This window comes from Corynebacterium pyruviciproducens ATCC BAA-1742, from assembly GCF_000411375.1.
Taxonomy (GTDB): Bacteria; Actinomycetota; Actinomycetes; order Mycobacteriales; family Mycobacteriaceae; genus Corynebacterium; species Corynebacterium pyruviciproducens.
Map to the genome: position 1 here is coordinate 375201 of NZ_KE150447.1, position 15133 is coordinate 390333.

General features: G+C 59.6%; 17 protein-coding genes. 7 read left to right on the plus strand and 10 right to left on the minus strand.

Going from position 1 to position 15133, the window contains the following annotated elements:
- Positions 1–103 precede the first annotated feature (103 nt).
- Both HMPREF1219_RS08165 and HMPREF1219_RS08170 read right to left on the minus strand, forming a co-directional pair.
- Entirely contained in the window at positions 104–1258 is a 1155-nt protein-coding gene (locus tag HMPREF1219_RS08165; RefSeq protein ID WP_016458430.1) for an AAA family ATPase, read from the minus strand.
- A 74-nt stretch (positions 1259–1332) separates the two neighbouring features.
- Positions 1333–2715 (minus strand): ribonuclease H-like domain-containing protein, encoded by a 1383-nt coding sequence (locus HMPREF1219_RS08170; RefSeq protein ID WP_016458431.1) that lies wholly within the window; start codon positions 2713–2715, stop codon positions 1333–1335.
- Positions 2716–2768: 53 nt separating this feature from the next.
- Here HMPREF1219_RS08170 and HMPREF1219_RS08175 point away from each other — a divergent pair, with 53 nt between their 5' ends.
- The 3 genes from HMPREF1219_RS08175 to HMPREF1219_RS08190 all read left to right on the plus strand — a co-directional run bounded on the left by HMPREF1219_RS08175 (position 2769) and on the right by HMPREF1219_RS08190 (position 5880).
- On the plus strand, positions 2769–3380 hold the full coding sequence (locus HMPREF1219_RS08175) for a DUF6474 family protein (RefSeq protein ID WP_016458432.1): 612 nt from the start codon (positions 2769–2771) through the stop codon (positions 3378–3380).
- Between the two features lie 955 nt (positions 3381–4335).
- Positions 4336–4764 carry a hypothetical protein gene (locus tag HMPREF1219_RS08185; protein ID WP_156823274.1) on the plus strand — a complete coding sequence of 143 codons (429 nt, stop codon included), beginning with the start codon at positions 4336–4338 and terminating at the stop codon, positions 4762–4764.
- Positions 4765–4902: 138 nt separating this feature from the next.
- Positions 4903–5880 (plus strand): DNA adenine methylase, encoded by a 978-nt coding sequence (locus HMPREF1219_RS08190; protein ID WP_016458436.1) that lies wholly within the window; start codon positions 4903–4905, stop codon positions 5878–5880.
- Between the two features lie 789 nt (positions 5881–6669).
- On the opposite strand, the gene HMPREF1219_RS08195 is transcribed toward HMPREF1219_RS08190, so the two are convergent.
- Both HMPREF1219_RS08195 and HMPREF1219_RS08200 read right to left on the minus strand, forming a co-directional pair.
- Positions 6670–7308 carry a LuxR C-terminal-related transcriptional regulator gene (locus HMPREF1219_RS08195; RefSeq protein ID WP_016458438.1) on the minus strand — a complete coding sequence of 213 codons (639 nt, stop codon included), beginning with the start codon at positions 7306–7308 and terminating at the stop codon, positions 6670–6672.
- Positions 7305–8513, minus strand: coding sequence for a sensor histidine kinase (locus tag HMPREF1219_RS08200; RefSeq protein ID WP_016458439.1), 1209 nt, complete (start codon positions 8511–8513; stop codon positions 7305–7307). The genes HMPREF1219_RS08195 and HMPREF1219_RS08200 overlap by 4 nt, the downstream gene beginning before the upstream one ends.
- Positions 8514–8531: 18 nt before the next feature.
- Here HMPREF1219_RS08200 and HMPREF1219_RS08205 point away from each other — a divergent pair, with 18 nt between their 5' ends.
- Positions 8532–9065 carry a DUF2020 domain-containing protein gene (locus HMPREF1219_RS08205; protein WP_016458440.1) on the plus strand — a complete coding sequence of 178 codons (534 nt, stop codon included), beginning with the start codon at positions 8532–8534 and terminating at the stop codon, positions 9063–9065.
- Between the two features lie 297 nt (positions 9066–9362).
- Here the strand turns inward: HMPREF1219_RS08205 and HMPREF1219_RS12980 are convergent, their stop codons facing one another.
- Positions 9363–9521 carry a hypothetical protein gene (locus HMPREF1219_RS12980; protein WP_016458441.1) on the minus strand — a complete coding sequence of 53 codons (159 nt, stop codon included), beginning with the start codon at positions 9519–9521 and terminating at the stop codon, positions 9363–9365.
- Positions 9522–10268: a class E sortase gene (locus HMPREF1219_RS08215; protein WP_016458442.1), complete on the minus strand. Its 747-nt coding sequence runs from the start codon at positions 10266–10268 to the stop codon at positions 9522–9524.
- Positions 10269–10322: 54 nt separating this feature from the next.
- On the opposite strand from HMPREF1219_RS08215, the gene yidC reads away from it, so the two are divergent.
- Positions 10323–11384, plus strand: a complete 1062-nt coding sequence (gene yidC / locus HMPREF1219_RS08220; RefSeq protein WP_016458443.1) for a membrane protein insertase YidC — start codon at positions 10323–10325, stop codon at positions 11382–11384.
- Here yidC and HMPREF1219_RS08225 read toward each other — a convergent pair.
- From HMPREF1219_RS08225 to HMPREF1219_RS12985, 4 genes are all read right to left on the minus strand, one after another.
- Positions 11377–11997, minus strand: a complete 621-nt coding sequence (locus HMPREF1219_RS08225) for a TetR/AcrR family transcriptional regulator (RefSeq protein WP_016458444.1) — start codon at positions 11995–11997, stop codon at positions 11377–11379. The genes yidC and HMPREF1219_RS08225 overlap by 8 nt on opposite strands.
- A 92-nt stretch (positions 11998–12089) precedes the next feature.
- A complete protein-coding gene (locus HMPREF1219_RS08230) occupies positions 12090–12356 on the minus strand; it encodes a GlsB/YeaQ/YmgE family stress response membrane protein (RefSeq protein WP_016458445.1) in 267 nt (88 codons plus the stop codon).
- Between the two features lie 93 nt (positions 12357–12449).
- The gene (locus HMPREF1219_RS08235) at positions 12450–13349 is read right to left on the minus strand and encodes a universal stress protein (RefSeq protein WP_016458446.1); all 900 of its coding nucleotides are present in this window, start codon (positions 13347–13349) and stop codon (positions 12450–12452) included.
- A 72-nt stretch (positions 13350–13421) separates the two neighbouring features.
- The gene (locus HMPREF1219_RS12985) at positions 13422–13568 is read right to left on the minus strand and encodes a hypothetical protein (RefSeq protein ID WP_016458447.1); all 147 of its coding nucleotides are present in this window, start codon (positions 13566–13568) and stop codon (positions 13422–13424) included.
- A 288-nt stretch (positions 13569–13856) separates the two neighbouring features.
- On the opposite strand from HMPREF1219_RS12985, the gene HMPREF1219_RS08240 reads away from it, so the two are divergent.
- The gene (locus tag HMPREF1219_RS08240) at positions 13857–14510 is read left to right on the plus strand and encodes a Panacea domain-containing protein (RefSeq protein WP_016458448.1); all 654 of its coding nucleotides are present in this window, start codon (positions 13857–13859) and stop codon (positions 14508–14510) included.
- Positions 14511–14517: 7 nt separating this feature from the next.
- Positions 14518–15003 carry a hypothetical protein gene (locus HMPREF1219_RS08245; protein ID WP_016458449.1) on the plus strand — a complete coding sequence of 162 codons (486 nt, stop codon included), beginning with the start codon at positions 14518–14520 and terminating at the stop codon, positions 15001–15003.
- The last annotated feature ends 130 nt before the right edge of the window (positions 15004–15133 follow it).

Genomic DNA, 15133 nt, shown 5'->3' on the forward strand with positions numbered 1-15133 from the left:
TCAGGTTTCGGCAGTTTTACGAATTGTTGAAAGTATAGTTTCAGCAAAATTGTCCGCAAGTCTGCTTTTATAACCTTTTAGAACTTTTAGAACTCAGCTCCTATCAGGCGAAATCCTCCTTTGACCACTCCTGGTTGCGGATGTAATCACGTAGATATGGGAGTTCGAAATCAACGTGGCCGTAGCTTGGAGCCGCAATGATTCCCGCTTCTATGAGACGTGCGCGATAAACGCTCACATATGACGCGCCAACGCCAAGACGGTCCGCGATGTCTGACGTACGGGTTGGGCCGTCGTTGCGCGCCATGACGACGAGGAACTGGCGATCTTTCTCGGAAAGATCGGCAAGCGCGGGTTCGTGGACGAGTTGGCCGAGCTTTCTGCGTGCGACGGGGAGGCTCCGAGCGACTGAGGAAGCGGTAATGGCGTTACCTTCCCTGCAAAGGAATGCCTCTTGGCCGACGAGCTGAATCATAAACGGATAGCCAGCACATGCCTTTACGGCCTGGTCAAGTGCGGCTGGTTCCCAGGAAGAAGCGAGATCAAGCAGTGGTTCTTCCAGGGCCCGGCGTGATTCGTCGTCGCTAACCAGACCGAGCTCGATCATATTGGCGCGGCGAAGGAAGGTGACGGGATTAGAGCCAGCGTCGCTTGCCAACAGTGGTTTCACCGCACTGGGAATGCCTGCCATGGCGACGGCGATTTCGCGATCTTCTCGAACTAGGTGTTGGATCGTGGTGCCAAACTCGATGACCTCGTCACGTTGAGAGTGGTGCAGCTCATCCAGCGTGATGAAGACACCCACGGGCTCTTGCCCAAGGTGACGATCGATTTCCGACTGCAGGGTGAGAAGATCGGTCAACGCTGCTCTAAGCGTCAGTTTTGGCGAATGCTTCTCCGCATCTTCCAGGGTCACACCAAATCCATGCGGGAGGGAGATGCCACGGATGCGCGTCCTACTGGAACGCAGCTGTTCAACCGCGATCTGGTAGGCGGCGTCGCGAATCCGCTCGATAAAACCGTGCGAAGCGGTTTCCGAGATCACCCACCACGAGTGCGAACGCCCGACCTCCTCGAACTTATTGAGAAGCACAGTCTTGCCAACACCACGCGGGCCAGAGACGAGGGAGATCCGCTCGTGTGTCCCTGGTCCATTGCGAAGCGCTCGGTCACACTCTTCGATCTCTTCTTCCCTACCAACCAGCATGGGCGGGTTCGCACCAAGGGTCGCTCTGTACGGATTACGAACGAAATTCATGCCCCTAGTGTAGCCGACTTTTATAACCTTTTATAACTTTTAGAACTTTTATAACTCCACTGTGGCCTGCAGGATTAGGGGTTAAGATCGGGGATTCCCGGCGCGCCCTGGGCGAGCCAGTGACGGACGGCGGCGGTGGCGATGCAGTCGTCACGGTTGTAGCGGAGGAGGCGGTCTGTTTCGCCTGCGCGGTAAAGCTCGATGGACTCCTCGCCGTCGACACCTTCCTCCTCCCAGGTGAAGCCCGCCAGCGGGGCGACGACCTTGAGGCCCAGGCCGGTCGGGCCGACGAGCTGGCTTTTCACCAGCTTGAACACGTCGATCCACTGGCCGGAGGTGATGAAGGAATCCACCTCAACTAGCGAGGGCACACCTTTATATCTATGGAACTTCTTGGCGGAGGTGCGAAGCCAGTGGTTCTCGCCACCGGCGGCGTAGCAGAAGGCGGCGAAGGAGGTGGTGGAGGCGCGCATATCCATGAGGTACGTCCAGAACTCGGCAAAGTTGCGGGCCTCGGCGTCCCCGCCGAGCTCACCCCACGTGGCAAAGGGGCGGTAGGTGTGCTGATCGTAGGTGCCCCAGAGGTACACGCCGTGGTTGAGGTAGGCTTCCATATCCACGTCGATTTCTACGTCGAAAAGCGGGGCAGAGGTGGAAACCTTCCGCAACACGGGAACCCCGTCGCGCCACGCGCGGGCCAGCCGGTTGCCGGTACCGATGAGCTGACTCACGGTGTGGATGCCACGCGCCATGTAGGGGCAGGCTTTGTCGCCGGGAAGGAAGAGCGAAATGTGGTCCTCATCAGTGAGGATGCGCTCACAGCGGGGCCAGAACCTGCAGCCCGCGCACTCCTTCACCCGGCGCGGGCCGGTGGGCTCCGGGGTGGAAAGCGCCCGGTCGGTGGCGGGGTGGAGCTCGGCGGAGGCGACGATGAGACCCACCTCGAGGTCCTGCCCCACGACGATGGCGCGCCCGCAGTCGTGGCCGAGACGCGCGAGCTCACGAGCGGCGAGGCTGACACGGTAGCTGTCGAACGTGTGGTGGCGCGCGATGAGGTGCGCGGTGACCGGTGCGCCCAGCCCGATCCGCGGCACCGCGAGGACCTGGGTGGTCGTCTTCGCAGGGTAGGCAACCTTGTGGGTGCTCATGACGAGCGGCGCGTAGAGGTCACCTACCCGCACCAGCGCCTCGCAATCGATGTACGGCCTGGTGATGAGCGTGGTCTTTGCCGCCATCTCCTCCAGCGTGGTGAAGAAATCGCCGCCCGCATCCGCGCGGGTGAACACGCCCCTGTCCCCGATCGCTTTCCTCGTGGGAAGGCTTGCAAGGAGCTTCTCGACGCCCTCCTGCCGCCGTTGGTGCCTCGCCTGCGCCTCCGGTGGGTACGGCGCGTCGGGATACCGGCGGCGCATGACGCTCTTGAACCGGCACCCCACCAAATCGGAGGCTTGCACCATGGCTTTAAACTATAGTGGAGGTCAACTGTAGACAACTGTGTAAGGAGCACCCCGTGGGACTGTTCGGAGCAATCCGCAAGGCACGTGCCAAGACCAAGGCAGAGATCAAGGCCGCCGAGGCCCGCGCCAAGGCTGATTCCAAAAACGAGCTCAAGTTGAACAAGCTGCTCATGAAGCACGAAAGCAAGCTGGCCAAGTTCAACGCCAAGCAGGAGAAGAAGCGCTTCAAGGAAGACACCAAGCTGGCCAAGCAGGAGCTCGCCAAGATCCGCGCCGGCCGCTTCAACAAGGACAACGTCAACCGCTACGCCGGTGCCCTGCGGGCTCTCGCACCGCTGGCCATCCCGCTCATCTACAGGGCCGTCACCCAGTGGCGCGACAGTTCCGTCAACCGCGAGGCCAGCAAGTTCGGCCTCACCAGCGACCAGCTGGCAAGCCGCGGCGGGCACGGCGCCCCGCTCAAGGTGCGGATGGATCAGCTGCGCGCCACCGAGGGCCTGCCCACCGGCTTTAAGAAGGACGTGGACGCCCGCCTGGACGAACTCGAGCAGGCCGTGGACAACGCCGAGCACATGACCCCCGAGCAGCGCCAGGCCACCCACCGCTCCATCAGCTCCGACCTGGACATGATCGCCGGGCAAATCGACGAGAAGCTGCGCAAATAACCGTGTCCGCTAAAGCGGATAACCCGCTCCCCTATTTTGGGGAGCGGGCTTTTTGGGTAGGTGGCTGGATAGTGGAGTCTAGGGGTCGTTGCAACGATGACGGTTAGTTGGGGTCGATACTACCTGTTTGTCGCAGTGCTTCAGCCATAACTTCAGCAGGGGTGAGCCAACCGAGTGTTTTGCGGTTGTGCATATTAGCGATCATTTCACAATCTTCACGGCTGTATACCGATAGGTCGGCGCTTTTAGATCCATGCCAGTCTATTCTCATCAAATCCGTAAGCCTTAAACAGCGTTCGTTACTCTAAACGCGTTCCGGCTTTGATAGGCTCGGCCTTGGCCCCATACATCAAGAGAAAGGATTTCTATGAGATTTCCCCCCCCCCTTGTACTGACTCTTGCACTCGCCAGCGCCCCGCTAATGGCCCCTGCAAACTCCGCTAATGCAGCGGACTGTCATGCCGCCGGATATCCGGCCGGTATGGGGTGCGTAGGCCTGCCTCCCGAATTCGGCATGCCGGACGCATCTACTTCTCAAATACGGGCATGGTCAAAGTGCTTAGCCGGAGTCGCTGCGACCGGACTAGCTTACGAAAGCATTGTTAAAGTGGTAACTGAACATCTTTTAAAGGGTGCCACGACGATCGGCTTGGTTGCCTACTCCACCTGCGACTTGAATGCAATTCGGGGACGATAGGATGAATACTCAGAAGTCACCAGTAATCGCTCTAGGGGTACTCGCGACGATTGCCCTTATCGGCTGGATAAGCGGAGAAACCCTGTGGGCGGCCAAGATTGTCACTATCGCTGGATTCGGATGCGCCCTAGCGGCCTATTTTGAACAGCGAAAGCAATCCTAGCAAAAAAGATCTTTTTTTAAGCCTCCCGCGCCTCACAGCGCAGGGAGGTTTTTCCCCTTTTGGGATGCAAATTATCCGTTATATGCTTAAGTCCTTTGACTCGTCTAACTGCAAACGAATACAGAATGCAAAAGAGCACCGCCTGCGCCCTCATTGGGGCACCCGCCCAGGCGGCAGACGCCCCACGCCCCAACATCTTCGGCTCCTCCGACCTCAAGGAGGTGGTGAAAAAGGGGCAGCTCACTAGTCCCATGCTTGATGCCGACTACTGGGGCGTGACGACGCCCAAGCAGGTAGAGAAGTGCTGGAAGGAGCTGGGCAACCCGCAGACCACCGAGGGCTACCCGCCGAAGTGCCCGCTCGAGGCCTATACCAAGGACGATATCGCCCTGGTGAACTTTGCCAAGATTTTCCACGCACCCGAGGTGACCGCCCGCAATGTGGGAATTGCGGTGGCGGTCCTCGTTGCGCTCATCGCCGGTGGTGCCGCCGCCGTCAATTGTGTGCCGGGGCTCAGGCAGTAGCTGGGGTCGAAATAATTAGCCAAAAAGGAACTCAGTTACTTTTACTGTTACCAGCTCTACCCTATGGCAGCTTCACTTTTCGAATATTTGTTCGCTTCTAACTCATTTGAGCATTCTTCAGCGTGTAGAGTATACAACATGGAATCTGAAATCGTGTGTTGTAAACTCAGCGACTTCCCCAAGTCGAACCAGCCAACACCTTTCCCTATGCAGGGGAGCAAACGGACCCAGGTTCCCATCATTTCCCGCCTTATTCCCGCAGGCCAACCGAACCTCATCGAACCTTTCTGTGGATCCGCCGCTGTGAGCATCGGTCTGCGAATGCTTGGACTCGTGTCCGAGGTAACAATTTCCGACATAAATCCCTCGATCATCGACCTTTGGCAGAATATTCTTTCCGCACCGGATGCTCTTGCTGACGAGTACTCACAGGTTTGGAATGCGCAGTTTTCTCCAACGTGGAATGGCGACTATAAGGCTTACTTCCTTCACATACGGAATCATTACAACCAGAGGAATGAGGGCGACGAATACGCCGCTGAGTTCTTGTTCCTCCTCAACCGCATTGTCAAGGCAGCCCTTCGGTATTCAGGTACGCGAATGAATCAATCGGCTGACAAGCGTCGAGTAGGCGCAAAAGACACCACCGTCAGACGGCGCATCTTCGATACATACGCAGTCATGCAAGGAGCTAATGCGCGCACCATTGATTGGAGGGAGGCGCTACTCCAAGCTGTACCTGATGACATCATCTACCTCGACCCTCCATACCAGGGAACATCCACGGCAGCCGATAAGCGTTACATCCAAGGGCTCGACGTCGATGCTTTCGAGAAAGGAATTAATTGGGCTGTACACCATGGTCTCAAAATGATCATAAGCTACGATGCGCTCGTCGGCCCCGTCGTCTATGGCAGACCACTTGACCCGGCTCTAAAGCTCACCCCGATTGACCTGGTCACCGGTATTTCGAGCCAAGCGATGCTCCTGCGGAAAAAGATCGAAGCACACGAGACACTGTATCTTTCGCCTGCGCTCGTCGACGATTTAGGAGGCCTCAGCTCCGTTAAGGCCCGACTGACTCCGCAGCGCATGACCGAAACTTCCCTTTTTTAACATGCGTGAAGAATATTCGGACTCTAAAATCCTGCAAGCTTCGAAAGCTACTGGCCTCACCCCTAAGACGATTATAGGCATTCTTGAACAAGCCGATAGAGGTGGAGCTTCCTTGCGGGCGCGCAGTGTTCTCAACCATCTTCTTTTGAACGGGTCATGCACCACCTCAGACCTTGCTCAGGCTGGATATAATCATCCTCCTCGTGCCGTGCGCGATCTAAAAGATGCAGGGGTCATCGTTGTAACGAAAATGGAGAAATATCAAAATCCTGTCAGCGGCAAGCCAAGTCGCCGCGCTCGGTACTCCATCGTAGGCTACGAACAATCCCACGGGCGGCGTCCATTGACACGGGCTTTCTCGGACTCCGTGAAGCAGAGAGGAACTTGTGAAGCCTGCGGATCAACCACCAACTTGCAAGCTGATCATCGTATACCATTTGCTATCGCAGGGGAAAGTTTCCCCCACGTGCCCTCAGAATTCATGGCGCTCTGCGGTTCATGTAATCGTGAAAAGTCATGGACTTGCGAGACGAAGTGTCCTAATTGGACTGCACGAGACCCAAACGTGTGTAGAAGCTGTTACTGGTCTAACCCCGCACAGTATTCGCACGTGGCGACGGAGCGAAAACTCGTTATCAACTCCGTGATTTCACAACCGGATTTAGTCCAAAGAGCCAGCAAAGTGGAAATCAACGTGGAGGAAATGCTACGAGCCTACTTAGACGCGAAAGGTGAATAGGCCAGCAGTCCTAGAAAACGCTGAACCTATCCACCTGAACGTCGACAAGCCTAGAGCACACCTTGCTCACGGGCGGCGGCGACGGCTGCAGTGCGGGAGCGGGCGTCGAGCTTGTCGTAGATGTGGACGAGGTGGCTCTTCACCGTGGCCTCGGAGAGGAAGAGGACGCGGCCGATCTCCTTATTGGAGCTGCCGGCGGCGACGAGGCGGAGAACCTCCAGCTCACGCGGGGTGAGGGTGGTTTTAGGGCCGCGGACGCGCGTCATCAGGCGGTTGGCCACAACCGGGGAGAGGGTGGTGTCGCCCTCGGCGGCGGAGAGGACACCGGCGATGAGCTCCTGCGGCGGGGCATCCTTGAGCAGGTAGCCCAGCGCGCCCGCCTCGATGGCGGAGAGGATATCGGCATCCGTGTCATAGTTGGTGACCACGAGCACGGCCGGCGGGTTCTTCATCGTGCGCTTGATCTCGGCGGTGGCATCCGCGCCGGTGCGCATCTTGGAGCCCTCGGCACCCGCGCCGAAGCGCATGTCCATGAGGATGACATCAATGTTGCCCTGCTGGGCGGCGGCGATGGCGTCTTCGGCGGTGGCGACTTCGCCCACCACCTCAATGTCGGAGGCGCTGTCGAGGACGGCCTTTAAACCCATGCGGACGATCTCGTGGTCGTCGGCAAGCAGCACACGAATCATGAAAGTGACTCATCCTTTCGTTTATCACTCTTTTCATTGATTATAGGCACAGCCACGCTAATTGCAGTACCCTCCCCCGGCGCGGACTCAATGGCAAGAGTGCCGCCGACCTCCTTCGCGCGCTCGCGCATCGCATCGAGGCCGATGTGGCCAAGTCCCCGCGGGCGGGCGGCCACCTGGGCGGGATCAAAACCCGTGCCGTTATCCACCACGTCGAGGCGGACCTCGTCGGTATCGTAGGTGAGCGTCACCAGCGCCGCCGTCGCCTCCGAGTGCTTGACCACGTTGCCGAGCGCCCCTTGCGCGATGCGCAACAGCGTCGTCTCCGTGCGCATGGGCAACTGGCGATCCTCGCCCTCGACGGAAATGTTCACGTCGACCGTGTCGATGTTCTCGGCGATGCGCTCCAGGGCGCCCTCGAGGTTCGTCTTGGCCAGTGCCGCCGGCTGCAGCGCCGCGATCATCGCGCGCGCCTCCGCCAGGTTATCCGCCGCCGACTTCTTGGCAATGGCGATCTTCTTCAGCGGCTCCTCCTGCGGCTTACCGGCCTTAATGTCCTCCTCCGCCACCGACAGCAGCATCTGGATGGAGCTCAAGCCCTGCGCCACCGTGTCATGGATCTCGTGGGCAATACGCTGGCGCTCGGCGGCCATCCCCGCCTCGTGCTCCGACTCCGCCAGCTGCGAGCGAGTCTTCATGAGCTGCTCGATGAGCTCCTCCTTCTCCGCCGACATCCGCCACATGCGCCGAAAAATAAAGGCAATGCCCACCGTCACGATGCCGCCGAGGAGCGGGCCCACAACCGAGCCCACCGTCATCCCCGTGGGCACGTTGGCGATGATGACAACACCCGTGGCGCCAAGGATCGCCGCCGTGGAAATCTTCTCATCAAAACTGCGCAGGTACACAAAGTACAGTGCCGCCACCAGGTACACCGCCGACAGGTGATGCGGCAACAAAAGGATCCACAAGGCCGAAAGCCCAAACGCCCACAGCCCATGCTGGGTGGAATTGAGCTGCTCAAAGAAGTGATTGCCGGCGTAGTACAGCGCGCCGAATGTGGCCGCCAGGAAACTCACCTGCATGAACTCGAACACGCCCACCATGAGCGACGTCGCAATCGTCACCCCGAGGAGTAACGCGGTAATGATGTGGATCCCCACTGTTATATAGGAGAACCCGGGCGCGTGTTTGTTCGTGGCCATACAGGTATCCTATGCCCTATGATGCGTCGGATTACTTTCGGGTTACTGCCGGTGATGGTGCTTGCGGGGTGTTCTGGCGGGCCGTCGGGTTCGTCTGGTGTGACAGTGTCCTCTGCTCCGTCTTCTGCAGCCGTCGCTCCGGTTTCTGCCGGGGTCAACGCGGTGCAGGACGGCCCCTGCCCCTACCTCGACGCGCAGGTGGTGGCTGACCTCAACGGGCAGAAAGTGCTGCGCACCGCCGTGGATCCCAGCTTTGACCCCGTGGCCTGCCAATTCTGGTCCTACGGCGACGCCCCGCAGCTCACCGTCCTGGTGCGGCACATGGGTTCGGTGGAAGACGCGCGGGCGGTGGTGGATCACTACGCGCCCATCGGCTTGACCTCGCCCGCCTCGTCCCCCGCCGGCTGGGACGGTGGCCGCGGTCCGGTCGACGGTGGTGCGGTGTACGCGGTGAGCAAGGACGATACGGCCGTGGTAATCACCACCGACCAGGAACAATCCGTGAAAGCCGAGCTTGTAGCCGAGGAAGTGATCCGCAATCTAGGGTTGTAGGGCTTAGCTTGGCCGGAGGCCGGGCAGCCTGCTTGATGCCGAAAATTTCGGCACTTAGTTCTCCTGCGCGTTGTGCCGGGTTTCCACGGGCGTGGCAAGGCATGGAGTGGCATGGAGCGGTTCCAAATCGGAGCGCCCTGCGGGGTTGGAAATGCTGGGTCCGAAACTTTCGGCCCCAATTCCGGGAAAATTTTCCGTTTGTCCTGGTGGTCAGATTTGCTACAAAAAATTGGGTCCGAAAGTTTCGGACCCGCGGCTTTAGTGAGGCCGTGCCAGGTGAAGCTGTTGGTACGACAGCTAGTGCTTCACCGAGACGTCGTTGTACGGCATGATGGACGAAAGCCAGGGGAAGATGACCTCCATGAGCAGGAAGAACACGGCCACCGCCAGGGCGATGAGGATGATCGCCTTCACCCACGTGGGCCCGGGCAGCGCCCGCCACAAGTATCCGTACATTTAGCCCTCCATCATTTCTTGAGGTAGATCGCCGGTTTTGGGTTCGGTGCGCACGTGCACCGCGTGGATGATCATCCGCTCGGCATTGGAAAACTGCGGGTGGCACGTGGTGAGCGTGAGGATGGGCAGGAGGCCCGGGCCCTCCGCGTCGGTGCCGGGCAGGGGGCTGATCACGCTGTAGTCGCTGGGGTCGGTGATGTGTCGGCCCACAAGGTGCGAGTAGTCCCCGTCCCTCACTCGCTTGTCGACGTCAGGTGGGTAGCAATCGAGGTCCCTCGAATCGATCGGGAGGACTCGGTAGATTTCCCAGTTGGTGGCCGTCTCCACGATGATGGCATCGCAGGCGTTGAGGTGCCCGAGATCGTTGAACGGGGCCCCCTTGCCCACACGGTGGCCTGCGACGGCGAAGTTGCCGGGCTCACCGGGCAGCTGCGAATCCGTGTAGTGGCCGGGGCCTGCGAGAAGCTCCTGCTCATCGGTGCCCTCGATGATTGCAAACTGGTAATCCGGGCCGAAGGCGGGGATGTAGAGGCGGGCCATGGCTTGGCCAAGCTCGGGGGTGTGGCGGGCGCGGGGGTTCTCCCAACGCTCGTCAAGGTTTCGCTCCGCGACGGTCTGGTTCCTGCCGGCCTCGAGGTTGGTCCAGTAAGCCTCGTAGAAGGCGAAGAGCAGGAACAGGACTCCCAGGGTGATGAGCAGCTCACCCAGAAACTGCAGCCAGGAAAATCGCTTTGCGGAGGATGTCACGCCCTCGATAATATCTGATACAACGTAGCAATAAGGAAGGAGCAGCCCGCCGCCATGGATGCACTCATTTACCTCGTGTCTGCCGTGCTCAAGCTGTGGCACACCTTCTTGCACGGAGGCCTGGGTGTAAACGAGAACCTCGCATGGATGCTCTCCTTCGTGGGCCTCATCCTCACCGTGCGCAGCCTCATCGCGCCGCTGGCGTGGGGAATGTACGTCAACGCGCGCAAAACCACCATCATGCGCCCGCACATGGCCTCACTTAAGGAGGACTACCGCGGCAAGCTAGACGAGGAAAGCCAGAAGGAATTTTCCGACAAGTCGAAGCAGCTCATGGCCGAGCACGGGGTCAACCCCATGGCGGGGTGCCTCCCCATGATGGTGCAGATGCCGGTCATTTTGGGTTTGTATCAAATGATTCGCAGAATAGCGAGACCAGAAGGGGGACTGGGGAACCTACCGTACCCACCGGTGGGGTTCTTGAGCTCCAACGACGTCGCATCGTTCCTGGAAACCAGGGCGTTCGGGCTGCCCATCGCCGCGTACGCCTCCATGCCCGAGGAGACGCTTAAGACCCTGGGGACGAGCGGCGACCACCTCGTGCACGCCATCACGCCCGTGGTCATCGCGGCGGCGGCGTTCATGACCCTCAACATGATCCTGTCCACCGTCCGCTCCTTTGAAACGATGGATTGGCGCAGCTCGTTCGCCGTCAACATGAGCTTCTCCATGGTGGCGTTCGCGTTCTACATGCCGTTTACCATCCTCACCATCGCGTTTACCGGCCCCATCCCCGTGGCCATCATCTTCTACTGGTTTGTCAACAACTTCTGGACGCTCTCCCAGCTCATCGTCTTGTGGACCATGCTCACCATCAAGTATCCCTTGCCCCGCGAGTTCAAGGAGTTTCGCGACGACGGGCGACGCAAGCGCTACGAGCCCATGGGGCTGAGGTGGCGGGCGCTCAAGGCCCGCATGAAGGGCGAGGACCCCGCCGAATACGTGGAAAAGCGCAGGCAGCTGCGCGCCGAGGCGAAGGACCGCAAGCGGGAGGACAAGGAGTTTAAGAAGGAAAAGAAGCGGTTGCAGAAAGCCAAGAAGGCGGAGGCTAAATAGAGTAGTCCGCCGCGGGCTCGCCGAGGAGCTGCTTGGTCAGTGTGCGGGCGAGGTCGAGAGGCTCGCGCGAGTTTGTGAGCTGGGCGTTGGTGATGCCACCGTCGATAAGAATCATGAGCTGACGGGCGATCGACTGGGACGGGTAACCGTTGCGCTGGGTGAGCAGGGACGTGAGCGTATCAAAGAGCCACTGGCGGTGCTCCAAAACAGCGCCGACGATGTTGTGTTCGCTTTCCGTCTCCGGGTTGGGGTACTCGCTGGCGGCGTGGGTGAAGTGGGAGCCCGGGAAGCCCTCCTTCTCCTGCTGCTCGATGACCTGGTCAAAAAACGCCTCGATCTGGCGCTCCGGGTCTTCGATGTTTGCCGTGCGGGCCGCAAAGTTGTCCACCCACTGTTCGTGCATCTCATTGATGTAGGCGATGACGAGGTTATCCTTCGAGCCGAACAGCGAGTACAGGGAGGCTTTGGCTACGTCGGCCTCGCGGAGGATGCGGTCGATACCGATGACGCGGATGCCCTCAGTAGTGAACAGGTTGGTGGCACTTGCCAACAGGCGCACCCGCGGACTCGGGCGATCGCGCCTCCTGCTCTTCGCTTTCTTTGTGGTAGCCATGCCTTAACCATAGCAAAACTAGACAGGCTAGTCTCTCACAAGTGGACATAAAAAACCACCCCGTGGCGGGGTGGTTTATGTTTAGCCGCTGGCTACTTCTTCTTGGTCACAAGGCCCACGATCCACAGCAGCAAGCACGCGCCGATCAGGCAGGTGATAAAGCTGAGGATCCAGCTGCCCGTGGAGCCACCGAGGCCGACCAGGCCGAGGACCCAGCCGCCGAGCAGGCCGCCGACAACGCCGACGACGATGTTAAGGAAGAGCCCCATCTGCTCGTCGGTCTTCATAATCTTGGAACCAATCCAACCGGCGAGGCCGCCAACGATGATCCAACCAAAGAATCCAAGTGCTGGTGACATAACTATTTCTCCTTTAATGTGCTTCCGGTTTCAGTGCACAGCCTAGTATACGCACCGATTCTGCCAGCATCAGGAAAGATGCAGAAATGTTACCTAATCTTTGCAGTCCGGACGCACGACCATCATTGGGCACGGGGCCGACTGGAGCAGGGCGCGGGAGGTGGAACCGAGCAGCATGCCGCGGAATCCGCCGCGACCGTGGGAGCCAACGACGAGGAGCTGGGCGCCCTCGGCGGCGTCGGCAAGCGCGCGAACCGGACGGTCGCGGGTGATGATCTTCTCCACCTCGACGTCCGGGAACTCTTCGCAGTAACCGGCGAGGCGCTCGGACAGGAGCTCCTGCTGCTCCTCCTCCACCGTCTCCCACTGCTGCTGGGCGGCGGCAAGGCCGGCAAGCGAGGCCTGCACCTGCATGTCCATCCACGTGTGCACCGCCTTGAGCTTGGCACCACGGGCGTGGGCCTCCTCAAACGCGTAGCGCGTGGCCTTCTCGCTCACCTCGGAGCCGTCGACGCCGACGACCACCGGGCCGTACTTGTTGTCCGTGGTCAGCTGATTATCCTCGCGCACGACGACGACCGGGCAGCAGGCGTGAGACACAACCGCCGCGGAGACGGAACCCATGACCATGCCGGACAGGCCGCCGAGGCCGCGGGAGCCCATGACGATCATCGTGGCCTCCTCCGCCATCTCCAGCAGCATGTCGATGGGGCTGCCCTCGGCCACGGTGTGGCCAATCTTGATATCGGGGGCGACCTTGAGGGCAACCTCCTTGGCCGCGTTGATCTTCTCCATGGTCTCGGCCTGGAGGTCGTCGAAAAGCTCCTGGGGCGGAATCATTCCCTCGGCGTAGAGGAACTGGGGCATGGAGTAGCTGGAAACCAGCTGGAGCGGGCAATCGCGCTTGTTCGCAGTGTTGGCCGCCCACGCGACAGCCACTTCGGCGGCCTCCGAGCCGTCAACGGCACAGACAATGAGTTGTTCCTGGGACATGTTTCCACCCTTCTTGTCGAGGTTTACTACCCCCAAGTTTACCTAAACTTCACACCCGAAGAACAGTGATTGTTACTTTTCGGGGGCGATCACGTGCGGCGCATCCGCGTTAGCGGGAAAAAAGACGTGGTACAGCGCCTTGATGAGGTCCGCGATGGCCTTGCCGATGCCGTCCGAGGAGTAGGTGACGAATGCGTCCGTGAGAAAATCGAGGTTCATGAGGCCTATTTTACAGGAGGGGCTGGTGAGGTTTGGAGTTGGTGAGGTTTTGGGCGGGTTTTGGGCGGGTTTTGGGCGGGTTTTGGGCGGGTTTTGGGTGGGTTGCAGAAAAAGTTGGCGCAACCGGTTGTAGCAGATGTGACCACCTGGGGTTTTGCAAGTGGTCAGACCATATGCGTATGCGGTATTGCCCACGGCGGTTGGGGCCAGAGCGTGCTTCTCGCGGGACAGGAAAATACGCAGTCCCGCTGCTATACTCGCCGATATATAGGCAAAGGGGGTAAAGCAATGACTTCGACAGAACCAAGTCTCATGGCTACTAAATCCGCCCAGGCAGTCCATTTCTTTCTGCACGAGGCGGAGCACGACTCCAAGAGCGTCGATGGCTCGATGTACCTCAAGATTGTCAAGCTTTTGTGGGCTGCAGACCGGTTTAGCCTCCGCTATGTCGGACACTCGGTGACTCTGGACCGCTACTCAGCCTTGCCTCACGGGCCCGTCGCCTCCGGCAGCTACAACCTTATTAAGGCATGCGCGCCCACGAATGGTCCGAGCACGTACGTCTCTCACGCTGACGCGGCGCTGTGGCGGAACAACTTCGAGGTCAACGGTTACTCTATTCACGCGGTAAGCGGGCCGGACGAGAGCCTGCTCTCCCCCGCCGATACCGTCATGCTGGAAAGGGCCTACTCCGCTTTTCGCAGCTCGGGCCGCTTCCACGTTGCCGACGACATCAGCCACATCTATCCCGAATGGTCCAGGTTCGCGCTTCAGCTTCAGGCCCGAAGGACGAGTTTCCCCATCGATATGGAGGACTTCTTTTTAAACCCCGCTGATGCCGAGGACCCGTACTTCCGCGTGGAAGACGACGTGCTCGCCGCGTCACATTACTTATATAGGGAACAAGCCACGCTCTCCAAAGCAGTAGGGATGGCGTTGTAACAGTTTCATGGTCACAATCGGGGGGAACAATCGAGAACTGTGGATCCGGCACGCGTGCGTCGCAGGTGCATCGTTGTGGTTTAAGGGCAACCCGCCCTTTTCCTCGGACAAGCGCCACATGTTCTTTGTCCTGGGCACACTCGGCACCGACAAAATAGTCCTCGTGAACGCGACTTCGCAGGTGCATAAACGGCTCCACAACCTGGACGCGACGCTGCGGATGTTTGGCGTAGCGGCAACCGATGTAACTGTCCGGCTTCCCGCGGGATCCCACCCGTTCATCACCAAGGACACAGTGATCGACTGCTCAAGGCCGTTTATCCTCACCCGCCACGACCTGGCCGCCGGGGAGGACTTTTCACTGCTCAGCAATCCTCCGAGCGAGGAATTCTTCGTGCCTCTATTGCACGCCTGGGCTGCTAGCCCCTTCGCGCAGCCAGCCTACCTTGAGGAGATCCGCGGACAGTGGGCTAGGCGCGGGATAGTTTTTTAGCGGGTCCCACAGAAAAAGTTGGCACAACCGATTGTAGCAGATGTGCCCACCTGGGGTTTCGTCAGTGGTCAGACCATATGAGTGTGGGGTTTTGCCCGCAGGCGGTTGGGACTGCTCCCCAACCCGGATA